Genomic DNA, 23,245 nt, shown 5'->3' with positions numbered 1-23,245 from the left:
TTTTGCTTTTTTCGGTCATGCAGCTTTTTAAGATTTCGTTAAGAGCAAAATCGGCGAAGAAAAAGTCGTTTCGTTCCATTACTTATGTTTGTCCCGACTTTATACTGAAACATGTTCAGGAGGTGAAACCCCGTTTTTGGCATTTGCAATCATCGAATACAGGTTACTAGAAGCAGGAGGTTCAAGACAGCAATGATACGAAAACAGCGCAGGCTTGCTTTATTTATGGCGATATGGATGGTTTTCTCGATTGTGGCTCCGCTTGGAGAGGCGTTGGGCGCGGGTGCGCAGCCTTCTTTCGGGCAAGTGCTGGACGAACGCAGCATGGAGATCGGTCCCGGAGCAAACTATTCCTGGTATGATATGAAGCTGGCGCAAGGCTTGGAGAAGGTGCACGCTATCGAGTTCGATCCGAAAAATCCGGCGCTGGACCTGCAGCCCGGCAAAACGGACGGCAAAGTGTACGGCATGACGGGCGTCACCAAAATGGCGGATGATGCCGACAAAGAAGGCAATCGGGTTATCGCCGCAATCAACGGGGATTTTTACGATATGTCGACGGGGGTGCCGCTCGGGTTGTTCATGGGCGACGGCGAAATATTGACGAGCCCACCGGCGCCGACGGATTGGCTAGCCTTCGGCTTGAAACAAGACGGATCGACCGTATACGGACTCAGTCCTGTCCTGAAGCGAACGCTCGCGATCGGGGCAAAAACGGTGAACATCTCGCACATCAACCGGATGCGCGAAAACTCGGAAGCGCTCATGCTTTACACCTCGTCCTTTCATACTTCGACGATGACGAACGATCTGGGCGATGAAGTGGTGCTGGACGTTCTGGAAGGCGAAGTGAAGAGCGGACAAAGCTTGAGGCTGAAGGTGTCCGGCATTCATAAGGACAAAGGAAATACGCCGCTCGAACCGGGGAAGGTCGTGCTGTCGGCCTCGGGCAAATACCGGGCGGAGCTGGCGAATGTGCAGATCGGCGATGAGCTGACGGCAAGCTTTGAGCTGGAAGACAAGTGGAAAGACGTGAAAATGGCGATCGGCGGCGTGTTTATGCTCGTCGAGGATGGCGTAGCCAAAACGCATGAAGACAAAGCGCTTTATCCGCGCGTCGGAATCGGCACGAAAGCCGACGGTTCGATCGTCATGGTCGAAATCGACGGACGGGCGCCCGGCTTCAGCGAAGGCGTTTCATACGACGATCTCGGCAAAATCATGAAGGATATGGGTGTCGTCAATGCGCTTTGCTTGGACGGCGGCGGTTCCTCGACCTTCGTGGCGAAGCTGCCGGGAGAAACGAAGCGCAAAATTTTGAACCGGCCTTCGGACGGCGGCGAGCGGAAAACGGCCAACGGCCTTCTGCTGGTGAACAAAATGCCGGAAGGGCCTGCCGTCAAGCTGGTCGTCCAGCCGAATATGGAGCGGGTGCTGGTAGGCTCGTCCGTCGCCTTCAAATCCGCTGCCGTCGATGCGAACGGCCATCCGGCCGCCCTTGACGGAACGCCGGTCTGGACGGTTAATCCGGCGCTCGGCGCGATTGACGGAACGGGTACCTTTACCGCGGGGAGTGCGTCGGGAACCGCCGATATTACCGTAACGGCGGGCAGCTTGTCGGGAAGGGGCAAAGTCGAGGTAATCGAGGAATTGACGGAGCTGAAGCTTCCCGACGCGGTGAAAACTTTGGCATCCGGGCAGTCGTTTAAGCTCTCGGTAGCGGCACTGCGTGACGGACAAGCGGTTCGTGCGGACAACGCCAAGTTCGAATGGCGGACGGAAGGGCCGATCGGATCGATCGACGCAAACGGCGTGTACACGGCAACCGGTGAAACGGAGAAGAACGGGAAAATTTACGTCAAGTACAAGAACGTCGAAACGTCAATGGACGTCAACGTCGGGCTTCCTCCGGTCATCCTTGAGGATTTCGAAAACGGCGTAGGCCAATATATGACGACATCCGGCGCGAGGTTCAAATCGGTCAAGCTTAGCGAAGAAACGAACGAAGATTTTGTCCGTTTCGGCAACAAAGCCGCCAAGCTGGAGTACGACTTCACGGAACAAGTCGGCACTTCCGGCGCTTATATTACGGCGACGGACTTGAGCACGAACATCCAAATTCCCGGATATCCCGAGAAAATAAGTGCTTGGGTATACGGAGACGGCAAAAAGCACTGGCTTCGCGGACAAATCCGGGACGGCAATGGCTCCGCCGTCGGCATCGATTTCGTGGATCAGACGATCGGGGTCGATTTTACGGGCTGGCGGTATATGGAGGCCGTCGTGCCGAAAGGAAGGCCGCTGCCGCTGCGCATGGACCAGCCGATCCGGTACATGGAGACGAAGAACGACAACAAGACGGACGGCGTCCTCTATATCGACCAGATCCGGGCGGTTTACGGACCGACCAAGGACGATATGGATGCGCCGGTGCTGAAGGACATTACGCCTGCCGAAGGCAGTACGGTACATACCGGAACGCCTAAAATTCAAGCGTTCGGCGAAGACTTCGGGTACGATCCTGCCGCCCATCCGGGAACGACGCTGATCGATCCCGACAAAATCCGGTTCTACGTAGACGGCGTGCTTGTGCCGCATACGCTTTATCCGCCTAAAGGTCAAATTCACTATACGCCGAACGTTCCGCTGGCGGACGGCGTCCATCAGGCGAAAATCAAAATCAGCGACCTTTCCGGAAACCGGACGGAGAAGGTTTGGACGTTCAACGTCGATACGGGTTCGTCGAAGCTGGCGTACGAAAGTCCGGAGAAGGTTTATGCGGGAAATACGTATTCACTCGCACTCAAAGCCGTAAAAGCCTCTAATATCCGGGACGGCCATATCGAATTCGGATTCGATCTGTCGAAGGTCGAAGGGCTGCAAGTGATCAAGGGGGACAAGCTGGCAGAACATCAGTTGACGTCCGCGGTAGATGCGGTATCTGGAGTCGTTCGCGTCCAATTTAGCGATATCGGTCAGGCAGGGCTGACGGATCAGGATACGCTGGGGCAAATTCGCTTCCGTGTCAAATCGGATGCGGCCGGTACGCTTAGTTCGGCATTTCGGTCCGGTTCGATCCGGTTTCTGGACAAGGGCGACACGCAATTCGGGTTTTTCGGATTGCCGGCTGTCGCAACGATTCAAAACCATTTGAAGCTGGCCTGGGACGAGCACGGCATTGTCGAAGGCATGGCGACGACCTTCAAGGTTACGGATGAAAGCGGCGCGCCGGTAGAAGGTGCGAGCATCCGGCATGCGGCCGGTACCGAAATCGGCGTGACGAATGCGGCAGGCGTGCTGCAAACAAGTTCGCTTACCGCGGAAGTGAAGGAATACCGGCTGCAGGCGGCCAAGGGCGCCATGTACAGCGCGATCGAAAAGTTCAAAGTGTCGAAGCTGGCGGGAAGCCCTGTCCCGAGCAACATTAGCGTGACGATGGGAGCGGATCCGACAGTATCCCGCGCCTTTACGTGGCATACGAATCCGGCGACGGAAGGAACGGTCGTGGAGGTGGCCAAGAAATCCGAATTCACGGATTTTAACCAGGCGAATGTTGTGAAGTTCACCGGCGGCAGCTACCTGTTCAATACATGGGACACCGGTACGGTCAGAGTCCATAAAGCGGCTGCGATAGGACTGGAGCCGGGAACCGCTTATGTGTACCGCGTCGGCAACGGAGCCGGCAGCTACAGCCCGCAGGGCTCTTTCCAAACGGCTGCCGCAACCGGCGAGCGGACCAAATTTTTGTTCCTCGGCGATTCCCAAGCGACGAACGAGCCTGGGTTCAAGCTGTGGGGCGATATTTTGAAAAAGGCGATGGCTGACCATCCGGATGCGGAATTCGTCGTACAGGGCGGCGACCTCGTCGAGGACGGGTTTAAGGAAAACGAGTGGAACATGTGGTTCGGCGCCGCTCAGGAACAGCTGATGCAGACGACGGTCGTTCCGGTAGTCGGCAACCACGAAGTGACGGGTACCCGGAAAAATGACGATTTCCTGGCTCACTTCAATCATCCGCAGAACGGCGTCGACAGCCTGAAGGGCACGAACTTCTCGTTCGACTATAAGAACGCGCATTTCGTCGTGCTGAACAGCGAATACGACTTTGAGCAGCAGAAGGAATGGCTGCGCAACGACTTGGCCAACACGGATAAACAGTGGAAGCTTGTAGCGTTTCACCGTGGGCCTTACGGCAGCATCTACGATTCCGAGCATATTCGGACGGTGTGGACACCGATTTTCGACGAATTTAACGTCGATCTGGTCATGAACGGCCACGATCATATTTATCTGCGGACTTATCCGCTCAAAGGAAACGAAATCGTTCCCGATGGCGAAGGCACCACCTACATCGTCGGCGGCTCGAGCGGACCGAAGTTTTATCAGGTCGTCGAACGCAGCTGGCATAAGGTGACGGACGACGAAAACGTGCAAATGTACGTAGCCGGCGAGATCGACGGCAACGAAATGCGGTTCGTCGTGAAGACGATCAACGACCGGGTCGTGGATCAGTTCACGCTTATGAAAATACCGCCGGAAAGCGTGGAGATCGATAAGCCGAAGGTCAGCCTGACGGTCGGCGAGAGCGTTAAGCTGCATGCATCGGTAATGCCTAGCCATGCATTCAACAAGAGCGTGACCTGGTCGGTATACAATGCTTCGTCGGAAGGAATCGTCAGCGTCGGCACGGACGGACTCGTGACGGCGCACGGGCTGGGCCAAGCGACCGTTCGGGCGCAATCGGTCATCGATTCCGTGTATGCGGATAGCATCGTTACCGTCGACAAGCTTCAGACAGTCAATGTCGATGAAGTGCGACTCGACCTCACGGAAGGCCAGCTCAAAGTCGGCGGCACGCTGCAATTGAATGCGACGGTGCTTCCGGCGGATGCGAGCGACAAGACCGTGATATGGTCGGTCTACGGCGCCGCACCGACTGGCGCGGCATCGGTATCGGCAGACGGACTCGTCACCGCCATGAAGCCGGGTACTGCGGTTATCCGCGCACTCAGCAAGTATGATGCGACCAAGTTTGCAGATTTCAAGCTTACGGTGGAGGAAGAGGACAAGCCGACTGAGCCGCAAGTGTCGGAAGTGCGACTCGAGAAAACGGAATTGGAATTGAAGGCAGGCGAAGCGCGGCAATTGAAAGTGACAGTGCTTCCTGAGCAGGTAAGCAACAAATCGGTCATTTGGTCGGTGTTAGGCACGGATTCGGAAGCCGTCGCAAATGTGACGGAGAACGGTCTCATAACGGCTCTTCGTCCGGGGATCGCGAAAATACGCGCCACGAGCGTCATGGATCCCGAGAAATACGGTGAATTGATCCTTACTGTAAAGCAGTCGGATGTTCCGTCCGAGCCGCAAGTTGAAAAAGTCAAACTTAATCATACGGAAGGCAAGCTCAAAGTCGGCGGCACGCTGCAATTGAATGCAACGGTGCTTCCGGCGGATGCGAGCGACAAGACCGTAACATGGTCGGTCTACAGCGATTCGCCGATAGGCGTGGCAACGGTATCGGCGAATGGACTCGTCACCGCTTTGAAACCAGGGACTGCGGTCATCCGGGCAACTAGCAACGCGAATGCAACTATTTATGCCGATTTTACGCTCACGGTAAAAGAAGAGAAACCGGAAGAACCGCAAGTCGACGAAGTCCGCCTCAATCATAAAGAAGGCAAGCTCAAAGTCGGCGGCACTCAGAAGCTGATTGCAGTGGTGCTTCCTGGAAATGTCAGCGACAAGACCGTAACTTGGTCGGTCTACAGCGCTTCGTCGGCTGGCGTGGCATCGGTATCGGCAGACGGACTCGTCACCGCCATGAAGCCGGGTACTGCGGTTATCCGCGCACTCAGCAAGTATGATGCGACCAAGTTTGCGGATTTCAAGCTTACGGTGGAGGAAGACCAGAAGCCGGTCCAGCCGCCAACGGAGAACGAAAAGCCGGAAACGGTGCAGCCGCCGAAAAAACCGGAAACTCCCGATGCTCCTAAAGTGGAAAAAGGAAATGTGACGGTTACCGTCAAACCGGATGCGTCGAATGCGACGGCGAAAGCCGCCATTGACGCGGATACACTTGCGCTGGCGCTGAAAGAGGCAACCGTTGGCGCTAGCGGCGCCAAAAAAGTCCGTATCGATGTAAAAAGCGATTCGAACGCGATGCAGCTGGAAATTTCGCTGCCCGCCCAGGCGCTTGCGCAAAGCAAGCCGGATTCGATATTCGAGATCGTATCCGCGCAAGCGGTCGTCACGCTGCCATCCCAATTCCTTCAGGACGACGCTTCGGCAAAGTCGGCGCAATCCTTCAGTCTAGTAATAGGAACGGCTGACAAGGGTTCGTTGCCTCAGGATGTACGCGAGCGGATAGGCGATCGTCCGGTCATCGATTTGGAGATTAAAGTGGACGGCGTTTCGCGCGCATGGAGCAATCCGGATGCACCGGTTCAAGTCGCCATTCCGTATAAGCCTTCGGCAAAGGAACAAGAAAATCCGAACGGCATCGTCATCTGGTATATTGACGGAGCGGGCAAGGCCGTAGCCGTACCGAACGGCAAATACGACAAAATGACGGGAACCGTACGTTTTACGGTTACCCATTTCAGCCGCTACGCGGTCGCATTCGTCAACAAAACGTTTGCCGACATCGGAGACCATGTATGGGCAAAAGCTGCGATCGAAGCTTTGGCGGTGAGAGAGGTTATTCAAGGCACCGGAGCGGATACGTTTGCCCCGGCCGCGAATATCACAAGAGCCGATTTCGTTACGCTCTTGGTTAGAACGATGGAGCTGAAGGCATCCTTCAGCGAAAGCTTCGGCGATGTCATGAAAGGCGACCACTATTACGATGCACTGGGAACCGCCAAGCAATTGGGCATCGTCATAGGTTCGGGCGCCAATACTTTCAAGCCAAAAGAAGCCATCTCCCGCCAAGATTTGTTTACCATTGCGGCAAGGGCGCTAACGGCAGCGAACGTTCAAGCGGACGCGGGACGCGCACCGCATGTCTCATTCGCGGACAGCGGTAAAATCGCCGAATACGCAGTCCAAAGCGTATCCGAATTGGCTAAACTTGGCTTGATCGAAGGAGACGGCGGCCGCTTGAATCCGGAAGGCAACGCTACGCGCGCCGAAACAGCCGTGTTCATGGAACGTCTCTTGAAGGTGCTGCATCCATAAACCTGCGGCGGATGGATGGAGCGGAAAGGGTGTTAACCCTATCTGGCGAGGCCTCTGCCAGACATGCCATCCTGACGCAAAATCGAGCTTTGCAAGCCGATAGCGCTCGCGCTTATTGGCGGTGATCGACTCACCGCCAATAGTGCGAGCGTTTTTCATTCGGGATCAGCGATATCGTCATCGGCGTCCAACGAGAAACTCGTAGTGGAAATAATAGAATAGTAAACTTTAGGACTCGTAAAGCTCGGTCGGAACAGTATGGACGCCGCAGGAACTCTGATAAATCGAGCCGTTTGCATAACGGATTTTCAGGTTCTTATTTCCTCGCAAAATCGGATATTTTTAATCATAGCGCCCTTTCGGGGCGCTATTTTTCTCCGCACGACCCCACATGTGCCGATTCTATGCTTTTCGTTTGAAATAACGACTCGAAAATCCGCTATTTCTCAGGTGATTCACCATTTGCTTGAAGTAACGCCCCGAAAGTCCGTTATGCTCTGCTCCTCAAACCGAGCCTCACTCCGCCCGACAGACCGCCCCTCAATCGCTCATCCCTCCCCCACATCAACGCGGGCGGACTGCTGCCGAGGGACGATCCGATTTCCGGGTCCGCCCCAACTTCATAACATCGAACAGCAAATCCGAACATCACCTCATTGTTGGAGAGGCGGCATAGCTTATACAATAGCAATATCCCAATGAAGGGCGGTGCCGCTTGATGCAGCCTTATGCCGCGGGAGATCGCTCAGCCCGCAGAACCGGAGCTAGAATGAAGATGGACAGGATGCAGGCGGCCGCAAAGTTCGTCGTCCGGCATCGCGCGCTGTATATCATGATTATTCCGGGCATGCTTTATTTTCTCGTGTTCAAATATGTTCCGCTGCTGGGCAGCATGATTGCCTTTAAAGATTACAACATTTTCAAAGGCTTTCTGGCCAGCGACTGGGTAGGCTTCAAATGGTTCGAGCAGTTTCTTACCTACCCGAATCTTAAGCGGCTGCTGATGAATACGCTTATGATCAGCCTTTATCAAATCGTTTTTACGTTCCCGGCTCCGATCCTTCTTGCTCTCCTGCTGAACGAAGTCAAGCAAATGGCGTTTAAGCGCGTAGTGCAAACCGTTTTGTATTTGCCGCACTTTTTGTCCTGGACGATCGTTTTCGGGTTTGTCTATATGCTGTTGTCCGTGCAAACGGGCTTCGTCAATCAGGCGATAACGGGAATGGGCGGCACGGCCGTCAATTTTCTCCAGAAAGCGGATTATTTCCGGACGATTATTATATCGAGCGGCATTTGGAAGGAAATGGGCTGGAGTGCGATCATTTTCCTGGCGGCGATTGCCGGCATCAATCCTTCCTTGTACGAGGCGGCCAAAATCGACGGAGCGAGCCGATTCAAGCAGCTGCTGTTTATTACGCTTCCCGGCATGCTGCCCGCCATCATGATCCTTCTTTTGCTGAAAATCGGCCATATTCTCGACCTCGGCTTCGAGCAGATTTATCTCTTCCTGAATCCGCTCGTGCTTAGCACCGGAGACGTTCTGGATACTTATGCGTACCGGGTCGGTATTTTGGGCGGCAAATACAGCCTCACCACGGCCATCGGCTTGTTCAAATCGGTCATCGGCTTTCTGCTGCTCGTTATCGCGAATAGGGCCAGCAAAGCGGCGACCGGCGAAGGGCTTTACTAGCGAAGGTTTGAAAAGTTGGCGCTAAAAACGCATTATTCTAGAAAGGAGCCGATGCATGAGAATCAAATCGTCTTTAGGCGAAAGAACGTTCGATGTCGCGAACGTCGCGGTCCTGGTTGCCGCATGCATGCTGGTCATCCTGCCCGTGCTTCACGTACTCGCCGGCTCCCTGAGCACGACGAACGCCCTGATCCATTCCCAAGTCAGCTTATGGCCGGTCGGATTTCATCTGGACAACTACAAGCTCGTGTTTCAAAATACGACGTTCTGGCGGGCGTTCGGGGTGACCGTATACGTCGTCGCCGTCGGCACGATTCTCAACATGGTGCTGACGATTCTAACCGCATATCCGTTGTCGAAGACCTATTTCAAGGGACGCAAATTTTTCATGCTAGTCGTCATTTTTACGATGATTTTTCAAGCGCCCATGATTCCTTCCTATCTGCTGGTCAAATACTTGGGCATGCTCGACAGTTTGTGGTCCCTAATCATCCCCGGTGCGCTCAGCGCATTCAACATGATTCTCTGCATCACGTTCTTCCGTTCCCTGCCCGAGGAGCTCTTCGAAGCGGCGCGCGTGGACGGCATGTCGGAATACCGCGTCGTATGGCGCATCGCGCTTCCCTTATCGATGCCTATTGTCGTAACGCTTCTTTTGTTCTACTCCGTTGCGCATTGGAACAATTATTCGTCCGCTTTGCTCTACATCACGAATACGCATTTGAGACCGCTGCAGTTGTATCTATATATGCTGCTTTCCCAGTACAACGCGAACGATTCGCAATCGTTCATGAGCAATCTGACCGGCTCGGACGTCTCTCCGCAGGGTTTGCAAATGGCCACGATCATCGTTGCAACCGTTCCCATTCTGCTAATTTATCCTTTCGTGCAGAAACATTTCATCAAAGGCTCCATGCTCGGTTCGTTGAAGGAATAAAGCACAAGCGGGGTTGTCAACGGCGATGCGCCTGACATAGGTATCCATCAAAAAGGGGGAACACGTATGAAAAAAGGGAAAATGTGGATAAGCTTCACGACAATGGCGGCGCTCATGGCGACCGCCGGATGCAGCGGCAATACGAAGCCATCGAGCGAAGCAGCCGGATCGACTTCGCCCGCGGCCGGCTCGCCGTCTTCGGCGGCCAGTCCGGCCGCAGCCAAAGTGTCAACGATCAAAATTTTTGCGCCCGACCTGGCAAAGGCGGTGCCTGCCGGCGACCCGATGAAGGATCCAACCGTCAAGTATATGGCGGAGAAGTCCGGCGTCAATCTGAATATTTCGTTCCTGCCGAACGCGAATTACGTAGACCAGTTAAAGCTGAAATTCGCCGCGAACGACTTTCCCGACGTGTTCCTGGGCTTCGGGCTGACGCAAGGGGACGGAGCGCTCGACAACGGCTTGATCCTTCCGCTTAACGAGCTGATCGAGAAGCACGGCCCCAATCTGAAAAAGAATATCCCTCAGTATGCATGGGATGCCGTGACCATCAACGGCAAAATCATGGGGATTCCGGAGCCGAGCAACACCCCTTCGTCCCGTCTGCTGTACGTGCGTAAGGACTGGATGGATAAGCTCGGTATTACCAAGGCGCCGGCCACCTCGGACGAGCTGCTGGACATGTTCCGGAAATTCCGGGACGGCGACGCGAACGGGAACGGCAAGAAGGACGAAATCGCGTTTACGATGCGCGAGAAATATTCCTGGACGGGGGATATGATCTGGGGCATGTGGGGGATCTCGCCGTACGAAGGAATCGAGTACAACGGCGAAATCGTCCCGGGCTTCGTCCATCCGAACTTCAAGAAAGGCCTCGAATTCATGCGCACCATGTATAAGGAGGGCTTGCTCGACTCCGAATTCCTAGTGAATTCATCCTCCATCTGGAAGCAAAAGATCGCATCGGGCTTGGCCGGATCATGGGGCTTCACACCGCAAGGCGGCTACGAATATCATAAAGTCGTTCAAGACGGGCAACCGGGCCAGAAGGTGGACGTCGTCACCATTCCGACGCCTCGCGGGACGGGTTACACGGGTCCGATCGGCTCGGTCAACTTCCCGGTCAACAAAACGTACTTGGTGATGAAGAGCTCCAAAGAACCGGAAGCCGTCGTGAAATATTTCGATTGGCTGTTCAGCGAGGAAGGGCAAATTTTCTCGGAGCTCGGCGTCAAAGGAATCAATTACGGCGAAGAAGCGGGCAATTATTTCTATAAGGAAGCGTCGGAGCAGGAGCAGAAAACCGAGTGGAGAGCCTTGTTCAAAATGCACGCCTACAATCAAAAAGCGTTCAACGCGAGATATACCGGTCAACAGCGGGATAAAATGCAGGCCGCCATCGATATTTCGAACAAGGAAGGGTTAACCAGCTTGACGATGGGGATGCCTGCGGTCAGCCAAAATTTGTTCAACCTGTACTACGAGTTTTACGAGCCGGCTTCCAAAATCATCGTGGAAGGCGCGCCGATCGACGCGACATGGGACAAATTCCTGAAAGATTGGCGCGCTATGGGCGGTCAGGAGCTGATCGCTCAAATGACCAAGTGGGTAAAAGAAAACAAGAAAAAGTAAGCGGCAAGGAATGCGGCGGTTACGGAAAAAGGAGATCTGCGATCTCCTTGCTTCCGTTTTCTTCGTTTTTTTGGCTTCACAGGCGTGATACAATGAGCAAAACGGTGACGGTTTTGGGAGCGGAGCGGCATGCGTATAGTGAAACGTTTTCGAAACACGCTGAAATGGAAGCTGATCGCCGTGCTGTCGGCATTGATTGTCGGGGTCGTCAGCACGATCGGCGCCGTGAGCTATCTTCAAACCTCGCGTACGATCAAGCGCGATATCGAGAAGCAGAGCAATCAAATTTTGAAGCAGGCCAATTTGAATCTGGAGCGGTATGTCAAGAGCTATACGCAAGGATTTCTGATGATCTCTTTTTCTCCCGAATTGCAGGAATGGCTTCAAGTCGAAGAAGGCAAATATTTGGATTCCTTCAAGCTGTTTCAGAAAATAAAAGTCAACTACGGTCAGTCTTTTTTCTTCCAGCATCCCGAGATTTTGTCGATTACGCTGTACAACGGCAACGGCAATGAAATGAGAACGGCGTTTACGACCGGCTTCAACAAAGATTATAAATTTTCAACGGCCGATCTGGAGGAATATGAGAATGAAGAAGCGTTTATCGTAGACGTCATGTACAGCCGGAACTATGTCGACACGAACGGGAACGAGCTCCATATACCGGTACTGACGATGCTGAAGAAGATCCGGTACGGGAAAAACACCGGCTTTCTGAAAATCGACGTCGATCTGAACCCGGCGTTCAAAATCGTAAACGAACTGGGGATCGGAGACACCGGCTACGGCCTGATTGTCGACCAAAACGGCAGGGTGCTCATGCATCCCAACCAGGCTGTGATCACCCGGCAGCTCGCTAACGATCTGTGGGAGCCGATTCAAAGCGGAGCGGAAGGCAGCTTCTTTCGGAAGGGGACGAACGAATTCGTTATTTACGGGTCGATCCAGTCGTCGGCTTGGAAAACCGTCGTCGTCGTTCCCTATCGCGAATTTGCCCGCAGCATTTACATCATTCGCGAGATTACGGTTGCGGCAGCCCTCCTTGCACTGGTCTTGGCGATTATCGCCGCCGTCGGCATCTCGTCGTCCTTCACGAGCCGGATTGCTAAGCTGCGCCGCAGCATGCGCAAAACCGGGCGCGGAAAATTCGACGTTCGCGTCGATATCGCAGGCACGGATGAAGTCGCCGAGCTCGGGGCGGCCTACAATGCCATGCTGGAGGATCTGGAATTTACGGTGAATGAGCTGGCGGAGTCCAAGCTGATTCAGCAAAAAGCGGTCATGTCGGCGCTGCAATCCCAGATCGATTCCCATTTTTTGTACAATACGCTCGAATCGATCAATTCGCTCGCTAATCTGGCCGGCCAGCCGCAAATCGAACAAGCGACGATCGCCTTATCCAAGATGCTTCGTTACACTTCGGACTACAAAAGCACCGTCGTTACGCTTAACGAAGAAGTGCGGCATCTGATCAATTATTTGAATATCATGAAAATACGTTTGGGCGACGATCTGGAATACGATCTTCGCTTCGACCCCGAGCGGGGCGAAGCTTACGGCTTGAAAGCCGTCATGCAGCCGATCGTCGAAAATTGCATCAAGCATGCCGACGTTATGGACGTGCCGCTGCGGATAGGCATTTCAGTCGGCACGGTGACGATGGGCGATGCGCCCTATATGATGCTGCGGGTGACGGACAACGGCAAAGGGTTCAAGCAAGAGCAGCTCGAGTGGATCGATGCCGAAATCCGGAAAATCAACGTCTCGCCTCTGCATCGCCAGCGGTCGAACATCGGGCTGCTCAATATCCATTTTCGGCTGAAAATGCATTACCAGGAGGACCCCTACGCAGGAATGACTTTATACAATGCGGAAAACGGAGGCGGAGCGGTCGTTGAAATCGTGTTTCCGATGCAAATCCATGCGAAGCAGGAGGTAATTCCCGATGCACTATAGCGCAGTCATCGTCGACGACGAGCACTTGATTCGTTCCAGCTTGACGAACAAATTAAAGGAATGCCGCAACGTAATCGCTGCAGGAAGCGCGGCCAACGGAGTAAAATGCCTCGATTGGCTGGGACGGCACTACGCGGATATTTGCATTACGGACGTGCGGATGCCGCATATGGACGGACTCGAGCTTATTCATTTGATCAATGAAAAATATCCGTATATGACCTGCATCGTCGTCTCCAGTCACGACGATTTCATTTACGTCCGCAAAAGCTTGCAGCTGAACGCCGTCGATTACGTCATGAAGCCGGTGGAGCAGAGCGTGCTGAACGATGCGCTCGAGCTGGCGGTGAAGCGGATCAAGCAGACGCGGAAGGACAAGGCGGTCGCGCTGCTTATGAAGAAGCTTCCGCAGCATACGGCCATGCTGGAACGATGGGTGTCCATGCTCCAGACGCAGCAGATGGAGAGAACGGAGCAGCTTGTCGTGGACACGCTGGAAATGATGGAAGGCTGGGTAGGCGCTCATTATTACTTGCTGCATGAACTGTCGGCTACCTGGCTTGGGCTTGTCCTCGAACGGATGAAACAGGAAACGACCGAATGGGCGCCCGAAGAGGACATCGAGCTCGAGCTGGAGCCTGCGGTCATCGCGAGGGAGCAAATGCGCTTTTTTTTCCGTCTGGTATGCGTAGGCATGCTGGAAAAGGGAGCGCGGCAAATGTTTCGGCTCATGAACGGGGCCAAAAATAACGGTACGCTGCGTACGGTGGAGCAGGTCAAGCTATATTTGCAGCGGCATTATGCCGAAAAAATCAATTTGCAGGAGGTAGCCGACGCGGTAGCGATGAGCCGGACCTACTTGGCGAACCTGTTTAAGCAGGAAACGGGCAACACGATATGGAACTACTTGGTTTCCGTTCGAATGCGTCATGCGAGGGAGCTGCTGCTGAACAGTTCTCTGAAAAGCTATGAAATCGCTTTGCAAGTAGGGTACGAGGACAGCATTCATTTTTCGAAGCTGTTTAAGGATCATTACGGATTGACCCCGATGGAATATAAAAAACGGATGCAGAGCTAGTTCCGCACGTGCAAGGATGCTTGCGGCCTTTCGGGAAGGCCGCTTTTTTTGTCGATTTCGCTCAGTTACTGGGCGTTATCGCACCCGTTTTTGCCGCAAAGAGCGAGCTTTCGCAATCTTCATAACATCCCCCTGCAAATCGAACAATCACCTCATTGTTGATAGACGGCCTCTACCCTAAACTTCTCATGTGAGAGGTTTTTTTTGTATGACGTACGAATAGCCGGAAAGGGGGCGGGTCGCACAGCGAGCCCTTAAATCATGAATAACCCAAACGAAGGAGTTGTTCCCTTGACCCGAACATTTTTTGCAGCAGCATGCTCTATCATCCTGTGCCTGTACGCATTCACCCCGATAATCGCATTTGCGGAGGCGGCGGCAGTAACGCCAACGACAACGCTCGTCAGGGATAGCGGTTCCGTTAAGGTCGGCGATACGTTCACGATCGATGCGAAGGCCGAGAACGTCGCCGATCTGTATGGCATTCAATTCGAGCTTCAGTTCGATACGGAAGCGTTAACGTTAATCCGCAAATCGATTGCAAGCGGTTACAATGATTTTCGGCCGGATACGGAGCTGCCGACCCTATACCCTTTAATAAGGGAAAATGCAGGGGATAGAGGCTTTAAAGAAACGGTTGCTCTCGGAACGTTTACGTTCCGCGCCAACAAGCCGGGAACGACCGCAATCGCTCTTGGGGGGCTTAAAGCCGTTTCGACGCGAACGTTCGTGAACCAGTCGGGGAGGGACGATCTCGAAGCGATCCCAATCGAGCCGGGTAGCCCGATTAAGCTGACGATTTCCGACGGAAGCGGGGGACCGACGCCGACGCCGACACCGACGCCGACACCGACGCCGACATCAAGCGCAGCACCGACGGATTCGCCTTCGCCGACACCGAGCGCACCTCCTTTGGCTGAGGCCATTCGCGACATCCTGAAGGAGCAAGATGCGCGGAAAGCGGCCGAGCAAGCGATCGATCTTATCGCAAAGCTGCCCCAATCGTTAACGGCGAAGGAAAAGCAGGATGTGATTCAATTGGCCGAGGCGGTTATGGCCAAGCTATTCACCCTTACTCCCGTGACGGCGGAGCGGAATCAAGAGACTTTCTTGACGATTAGCGAGAGTGCCGTACGAAGCGCCGTCCAAACGATAATGGCTCTTAAGCAAGCGGCCGAGGGGAAAGGGATAGCCGTAACTCGTCCGGAGTCTGTGAGCATTCGAGTAACGGAACAGGCCATCCATCCGGTGCTTATCGACTCGTTGGCGATCGAAGCGCTCGCTGCCGCGGAGACGGATGTGAGCATCGTCGCTCCGGGCGTAAGGCTGCGATTCCCGATCGAATCGATCCGCGGCGATCGCGAGGACGTCGTCATCTCCGTCAGGCAGGAGCAAGGATGGGAACAGAAGGACAGCAGACATACGCTCCGCCCGGCCGCCGTCTTTACCTTTGAAGCCGAGCGAGTCCGAGAGGGGTCCCGGCAGCGTATCGCTTCCTTCGAGCCGCCGGTTACCGTCAGCATGGCGTATGAGCCTGGAACTCTTTCGGCCCGCAAGCTCGGATTGTACCATTTCAACGAGGCGGCAGGGCAGTGGGATTATTTGCGCAGCGGCAAGCATGACAGCCTAAACCGCATGTTTACCGCGGACGTATCGCACTTCAGCCGATATGCCGTCATGGAATTTACCGGGCATTATGACGATGTATCGTCCGTCTACGCGGAAGCCCGGCAAGCGATCGACGTCTTGAGCGCAAGGCATGTGGTCGAAGGGACGGACGCAAACCGCTTCGAGCCGTTCAAGACGATGACGCGCGCAGAATTCGTCACGCTCCTTGCCCGCGTATTCGATTGGCAGGAAGCTCCTTACAGCGGTGCGTTCGGCGATGTGAAGGAAGGCGAATGGTTCGCCGGCTATGTGGAAGCGGCGCATAAAGCGGGAGTGGCGGAAGGCTATGAGGGCCGCTTCCATCCGGAAGATCCGGTTACCCGCGAGCAAATGATCGCGCTGCTGATGAGGGCGTATGCGAGTAACGAAGCGGCAACCGAAGCGGATGGAAACGAGAAATTTGCCGACGACGACGCGATCGGCGATTGGGCCAAAGCCTCGGTATATAAGGCCAAAAAGCTCGGACTCGTCAACGGCGTCGGAGAAAACCGCCTCGCTCCGCAAGAGGCGTCCAGCCGTGCGGATATGGCCGTTCTGATCGACAAGCTACTCATGCGTATAGAGAAGTAACCCATTCTACGAAGGAGGTTTTTCCAATGGTTCAAGCTAAGACGGCAAGAATGACTGCGATTCTGCTTGCTGCATTGCTGCTGTTATCGCTATTCCCGGTTCTTCGGGCGCAGGCCGCGATCGGCACGACGTTCGGGCAGCCGGTCGATTTGGGCCAGCCGATCAAGTCGGTTTCGTCGGTCGCGATCTATGACAGCGTCGTGGGCAAGGAAGACGGAAGCAACGTCTTGTATACGGCGCTGGCGGGCGAGCCCGCACAGTTCAACGTCATCAATCTCGACACGTACGCGGTGCTGCGGGCGATTCCGATGCCGCAAGGTAAAGACTCGTGGTCGCTCGTGGTTTCGCCGGACGGAGGCAGCGTATACATTTCCTCTTCGGGCGGACGTCTGTACCGTTATTCGGCGGCAACGAAGGAAATCGAGCCGCTCGGCATCATTCGCGCCGGAGAGACGGCCATCTACGGACTTGTCACGGATGAGGCCGGCAACGTGTACGGCGGAACGTATCCGAACGCGCTCGTTTGGAAATACGACCCTGCAACCGGAAAGTTCAGCGATTACGGCCGGATGTCGGAGACGAACAGCTATGTCCGTTCGCTCGCTTATCATAACGGCTCGCTATACGCGGGGTTGGGCACGGCCGGAGCCATCGTCAAGCTGAATCCGGCGACCGGAGAGAAAACGCCGGTACCGTTGCCTACGGTAACGGGGGTAACCTATGGCAACTACCCGTTCGTTTACAATTTGGATGTCGTCGGCGATTATTTGTTCGCCCATCTGAGCGGCGGCGGGATCAGCACGCTGATCGCTTACGATCTGGTGCAAGGGCAGTGGAGGCCCGAGCAATTCCCGAATTTCCACGGCAACCGCGTATCGCAGCCGATGAACGGCAAAGCGTATTTCAAATTGAACGCTACGGGCGCAAACAAGCTGATCGAGCTTGATCTGGCTACGTTCCAAACAAGAGCGACCGCGATGGAGCAGGGCTTCTCCATGAAGGGCGGAGGCTGGGCGACGTTCGCGAACGATCCGGAGCTGCCGGGTCCGACGCTCGTCAACACGTTGTTTAACGGCAGCATTGGCTTCTTCAACATCCAAACCGAGAAACGGATCGAGAAACCGGCCATTGTAGCCGGCCAGGCGATTCCGATTCATTCTTTGGAAAAGGGGCCGGACGGCAAGCTGTACATGGGCGGTTATCCGGGAGGCTCCGCCGCCGCATTCGACCCGGTGACGAAGCAAAACACGGTATTCACGATGGGTCAGCCCGAAAGCATCGGGCATATCGGCGGCAAGATTATATTCAATACGTATCCCCATGCGGAAATTTACGAACTGGATACGGCCAAACCGATCGCCGCGGGCAATCCCGTCAAGCTTTTTGTCATCGGGGAAGAACAAGACCGCCCTTATGTCAACGTGACGGCGGGCAGCAAAATGTATATGGGGACGATTCCGGATTACGGCAAGCTTGGCGGAGCGCTGGTGGAATACGATTCCGCCTCGGCCTCCGAAACGAAGCACCGCGTTTACCGGAATGTGGTGCAGGACCAAAGCATCGTCGGCCTCGCCTATAAGGACGGCAAAATTTACGGCTCGACGACCGTCATGGGCGGACTAGACGCTACGCCGACGGCAACCGCCGCCAAAATGTTCATTTGGGACACGGCGACGCAGACGAAGACCGCCGAATTCGCGCCGGCGATTCCGGGCTCCGCTACGGCGCCGATCATGATCAGCGGTCTCGTATTCGGACCGGACGGCTTGCTGTGGGCGGCTGCGGACGGTACGATTTTCGCGGTCGATCCGGCAACCAAAGCGGTGGTCAAAAGCAAAACGATCTACCCCGGCGTTCAAAAATACGGCATGTGGCGTCCGATCCATCTTCGTTTCGGCGCCGACGGCCTGCTGTACACGGATCTTTACGGCAAGCTGACGATCGTCAACCCGCTTACGATGGAATTCAAAAGCCTGAACATCGCGACGCCGCTATTTACGCTAGGCAACGACGGAAATATGTATTATGCGGACTCGACCCGGCTGATGATGATTCCGGTCACGCCGGGAGACAACAGCGGCCCGACCGTTCCGGCGCTCAACATTCGCAACGGAAGCTTCGAAGCGGAGCTGGACAACGGGAACATCCCCGGGTGGAGCAGACTTTCGCAAGCGAGTCCGAACACCTCGTTCTCCGTCAGCAGCGAGCAGGCATTCAGCGGTAAGAAGAGCTTGAAGGTAACCGACACGTCTACGACGGAATCCATTTTGATGGGAGCGGATCCCATTGCCGTCTTGCCCGGCGAATCGTATTCGGCGTCCGTAAGATTGTACATCGATTCGGGCCGAACGAGCTTCTTGATGAGGTTTTTCGACGAGAGCGGCAAGCAGACAGGCAGCGACGTGCTCACCCATCTTACTTCCGGTCCCTTTAAAACTTGGCAGGAGGTCAAACTGACAGGTACGGCGCCCGCAAACGCCAAAACGGCAAGACTGTTCGCCTCCGTCTCGCAGCTTTATATAACGACGGCCTATTACGACGATTTTAACTTGACCGGAAAATTTCCGGCTGCCGAAGTTCCTGCCGGCGTCTTCAAGCTGAATGTGCCCGTAACGAGAACCGAAATGAACGGAGTCGTCCCCGTAACCGTAAGGGTGGAGGCTGCCGACCAGCTGTATTCGGTAGTCGCGGAGCTTTCTTACGATCCTGCGAAATTTGCGGTCGAGAGCGTGACGCTCAGCGATTCTTTCAAAGCGGGGAATGACGTTTCCTTCAACTACACCTCGGAAACGCCGGGGAAAGTGAAGCTCGTGGCTTCGCAGCTCGGCCAGCATGTGATCAGCGGAAATGCGGATATTGCCGTCGTCAAGCTCAAAGCGATAACGGACGGAAGTACCGAGATCGTTCTGGCCAAGACGTCGCAATTGGCAAAAATCGATGCCGACGAGACCAAAAAGACGTATTCTCCGGAGAGCGATCTGAAGGCTACAGTTACGATCATCAAAGATTTATATGACGTGAATGAAGACGGAAGCCGGAACCTGATCGATCTGGTTGTCTTGGCCAAATCGGTCGGCGGGGCCTATAACGTCAAATACGACTTAAACAACGACGGGAAGACGGACGTACAGGACGTGGCTGCGCTTGCGCTGAGGCTGTTGCAATAGAAGGAGTACCTGCTGGGGCCGGCTGTAGCGGCGGCCCCGACTATTTCGATCAACCATACCTGTTTCGGTGTTCCCCGCAAAGGAACAGAAATAAGATTCGAAGATTATCTTGTGAGGAGGAAAACAATTGGGAGGATTGCTGCGAACCAAGCCAATCGTATTACTGACCGCCCTTATCTGCATTTTCGCTTTGCTGGCCGCAGGCGCGCCGCCGGTTCAGGCCGCGCAATCGTGGAACGGCAAAACGTTCGGCGACCCGGTCGACCTCGGCGTTCCGACGTACGCCATATCGATTAATGATGCCGTATTCGGCAAGGAAGACGGCAGGGAAGTGGCGTATATGACCGTGTCAGCCGATAACGCGGTCTTCAATATCGTGGACGTCCGCGATAATAAGCTGCTCCGGTCCTTTACGCTGACTGGCGTGCAGCAGTCGTGGCGGCACGCGATTGCGCCCGACGGCACGGTTTATATTGCAGGTATCGCTACGGGAAGCCGCGGCGAGCTATGGAGCTATTCCCCCGCGACGAAGTCGGTGCGGAAAATAGGGGAGCCCCTTCCGGGGGAGAAATCGCTCTGGTCGATGACGACGGACGAGAAGGGCAACGTCTACGGCGGAACGTTCCAAAGCGGCAAAGTGTTCAAATACGATCCGGTCGCGGGAACGTTCAGAGACTACGGCTCCATGATTCCAGGGCAGGAATACGTTCGTTCTATGGCTTACTACGAAGGCTTTCTGTACACCGGAATCGGATCGGTCGGCAATGTCGTTAAGCTGAACGTGGAGACGGGGGAAAAAACGGTCATTTCCCAGGCTGTTCCCGGCATCATGGGGCTCGCTGCGGATAAAGTTCCGTTTGCGTACGACATGGCGGTCGTAGACGGCTATTTGATGGTCCGGTTCGCCTATGACACGCTTAACGAGCTGTTGTTTTACGATTTGAAAAATCAAGTTTGGCTGAACAAGAAGGTCGGCTCCACGATTAGCGGGGAAACGGGAATCGGCGTGTTCGGCTTCAATCAGCTGACTTCGATGAACGGCAAGCTGTATATTATCGGGAACCGTAAGCTGGCGGAGCTCGATATGACGACATTCGAAGCGCGCTCCACCAAAATCAGCTACGGTTCTTCCTTGCGCGGAGCGGAGTGGATCGAATTTACGGACGATCCGAAGTTTCCGGGCAAGTCGCTTGTCACCGTTCAGAGCAGCGGGAAGATTACGATCCTGAACGTGAAGGACGAGTTGCGGAAGGATATGCCGCCGGTCGTAAAAGGTGTGCCGAATCCGCTCCATAATCTCGAGCCGGGACCGGACGGCAAGCTGTATATGAGCGGTTATCCGGGCGGAACCGGGGCGGTTTACGACCCGAAAGACGGGAAGTTCGTCAACTTTACGTTAGGACAGTCCGAAGGGATGGTCGGACTGGGCGACTATATGTACTACGGCGTTTATCCGGGCGCGATCGTTTACCGCAGCAAAGTCGGCACGCCCGTCCCTGCAGCGGAACAAGTGTTTCAAATCGGAGAAGACCAGGACCGTCCGTATATTATGATCGCAGCCGACAACAAGCTGATGATCGGGACGATCCCGGGCTACGGAAAGCTCGGCGGCGCCCTGACGATCTACGATCCCGCTACCGGAACGAAGAAGGTGTACCGGGATATCGTCCATAATCAGAGCATTACCGGCCTGGCTTACCGGAACGGCATCATTTACGGTTCGACGACCATTTACGGAGGTCTCGGCATCCCGCAGACGGAAACCGAAGCGAAGATGTTCGTCTGGGATGTCGCGCAGGAGAAGAAGCTCGCCGAATTCACGCTGGACCTGCCGGAGCTGGATAAGCCTCCGATGATTACCGGGCTGACGTTCGGGCCGGACGGTCTGTTGTGGGGGACGGTGGACGGCATCGTGTTCAAAATGAATCCGGACACGTACCAAATCGCCGGCTACAAAGACATTTATCCGGGCGTAAACAATTACGGCTTCTGGCGGCCGTATCACCCGCGGTGGGGCAAGGACGGACTCTTGTACGTCGATCTGGCGGATATCGTGACGGTCGTCGATCCGAAGACGATGGACTTTGTCCAGTTAAGCCCTACGGGGAAAGAAATCGCGTTTTTCGCGATTGCGGAGGATGCGAACGGGAACGAAAATATGTACTACACGGATACCGCTCATCTCATGATGATCCCGGTCACGAAAGGCGAAAAGCCTGTGCGGCAAATTCCGGTGAGAAACGGCGGCTTTGAGGAGCAGGGCGCGAACGGGAGCATTCCCGGCTGGACGAATCCTTATCCGGAAGGCATTCCATTCACCGTCACGGATGCAAAAAGCCGGACCGGAACGCGAAGCTTAAAAGTCGTCGATACGGCAAGAGAGCTTTCCGGAGGCCTGCAATCCGACAAAATAGCCGCGAAGCCGGGCAAAACGTATACGGCCGGCATGAGCGTGTACGTAAACGGAGGCCAACCCGACGACGCTGCGCTGCTCCTTTATTTTTACGATAAAGACGGGAAGCAGCTCGATTCCAAATCCAGTCCGTTCTCCGATAAAACGCCGAATCGCTGGAGCGAGGTGAACGTGACGGGGATTGCCCCTGCAGGAACGACTCATCTGTCCATCATGGCTTACAGTTCGAGATGGAGCTTGATCGACGCTTACTATGACGATATTACGCTTACATCTCCGGACGATTTGGAGGAGCCTTCCTCGCCGGGCGGTCTGAAGATGGAAATGAAGAATGCCGGATCCGGCAGCGAGCCGGCCGAGCTGGCTATCAAAGCGGTTAGCGTAAACGGTCTGTATGCCGTTAAAGCGGTTGTGAATTACGATCCAGCGTATTTTCAGCTGGCTTCGGCTAAATCGGACATAGCGACGGACGGCAACGGCTATTTTACCTGGCGCGACGATAACGGCAAGGTAACCTTGATCGCGACGAAGACAGGAAGCGGTGCCATCCAAGAGGGAGAGGTCGTGGCGCGCCTGGTCTTTCAGCCGAAGGGCAAGCTCGGTACCAGCGAAATTACGGTATCGGGCCAATCCGAGCTCGCGGCGAACGACGCGGATCAAACGGGTACGGTCCATACGCTCGGCCAAACATTGACGCATGCCTACAAAGTGGGTCTGCTTGAGGACGTGGACGGAGACGGCAGCGTAACGTTATCGGATCTGACCGCGGTGGCCAAAACGGTAGGGCAGCCGCTGAACGACGGCAACAAACATTACGATCTCAACCAGGACGGGCGCATCGATATCGCCGATGTGGCGTTGATCGCCCTGTATATGTTGAAGTAGGCAGCATCGACTCGGAAGATCGGATTTTTCATGCCGTGGAGTAAGATCCGCGGCATTTTTTATTAGGATAGAA

General features: G+C 54.9%; 9 protein-coding genes. All 9 read left to right on the top strand.

The window, feature by feature from the left end; translation table 11 throughout:
• Window positions 1-192 precede the first annotated feature (192 nt).
• The 9 genes from ACKGJP_RS27665 to ACKGJP_RS27625 all read left to right on the top strand — a co-directional run bounded on the left by ACKGJP_RS27665 (window position 193) and on the right by ACKGJP_RS27625 (window position 23,172).
• Window positions 193-7,176, top strand: coding sequence for an Ig-like domain-containing protein (locus tag ACKGJP_RS27665; protein WP_409342006.1), 6,984 nt, complete (start codon window positions 193-195; stop codon window positions 7,174-7,176).
• A 775-nt stretch (window positions 7,177-7,951) separates the two neighbouring features.
• Window positions 7,952-8,866: an ABC transporter permease gene (locus tag ACKGJP_RS27660; protein ID WP_409342005.1), complete on the top strand. Its 915-nt coding sequence runs from the start codon at window positions 7,952-7,954 to the stop codon at window positions 8,864-8,866.
• A 55-nt stretch (window positions 8,867-8,921) separates the two neighbouring features.
• Window positions 8,922-9,803 carry a carbohydrate ABC transporter permease gene (locus ACKGJP_RS27655; protein ID WP_409342004.1) on the top strand — a complete coding sequence of 294 codons (882 nt, stop codon included), beginning with the start codon at window positions 8,922-8,924 and terminating at the stop codon, window positions 9,801-9,803.
• A 66-nt stretch (window positions 9,804-9,869) separates the two neighbouring features.
• Window positions 9,870-11,435 carry an extracellular solute-binding protein gene (locus ACKGJP_RS27650; protein ID WP_409342003.1) on the top strand — a complete coding sequence of 522 codons (1,566 nt, stop codon included), beginning with the start codon at window positions 9,870-9,872 and terminating at the stop codon, window positions 11,433-11,435.
• A gap of 129 nt (window positions 11,436-11,564) precedes the next feature.
• Window positions 11,565-13,391: a sensor histidine kinase gene (locus ACKGJP_RS27645; RefSeq protein ID WP_409342002.1), complete on the top strand. Its 1,827-nt coding sequence runs from the start codon at window positions 11,565-11,567 to the stop codon at window positions 13,389-13,391.
• Window positions 13,381-14,469 carry a response regulator gene (locus ACKGJP_RS27640; protein ID WP_409342001.1) on the top strand — a complete coding sequence of 363 codons (1,089 nt, stop codon included), beginning with the start codon at window positions 13,381-13,383 and terminating at the stop codon, window positions 14,467-14,469. The genes ACKGJP_RS27645 and ACKGJP_RS27640 overlap by 11 nt, the downstream gene beginning before the upstream one ends.
• Before the next feature lie 291 nt (window positions 14,470-14,760).
• Window positions 14,761-16,707, top strand: coding sequence for an S-layer homology domain-containing protein (locus tag ACKGJP_RS27635; protein ID WP_409342000.1), 1,947 nt, complete (start codon window positions 14,761-14,763; stop codon window positions 16,705-16,707).
• Window positions 16,708-16,733: 26 nt separating this feature from the next.
• Complete coding sequence (locus ACKGJP_RS27630; RefSeq protein WP_409341999.1) at window positions 16,734-19,874, top strand: cohesin domain-containing protein; 3,141 nt, start codon at window positions 16,734-16,736, stop codon at window positions 19,872-19,874.
• A gap of 127 nt (window positions 19,875-20,001) precedes the next feature.
• Complete coding sequence (locus tag ACKGJP_RS27625) at window positions 20,002-23,172, top strand: cohesin domain-containing protein (RefSeq protein ID WP_409341998.1); 3,171 nt, start codon at window positions 20,002-20,004, stop codon at window positions 23,170-23,172.
• Window positions 23,173-23,245 lie beyond the last annotated feature (73 nt).

It is taken from the genome of Paenibacillus litoralis (genome assembly GCF_046244365.1).
GTDB lineage: Bacteria > Bacillota > Bacilli > Paenibacillales > NBRC-103111 > Paenibacillus_V.
This window is presented reverse-complemented; position numbering and strand designations above follow the sequence as displayed.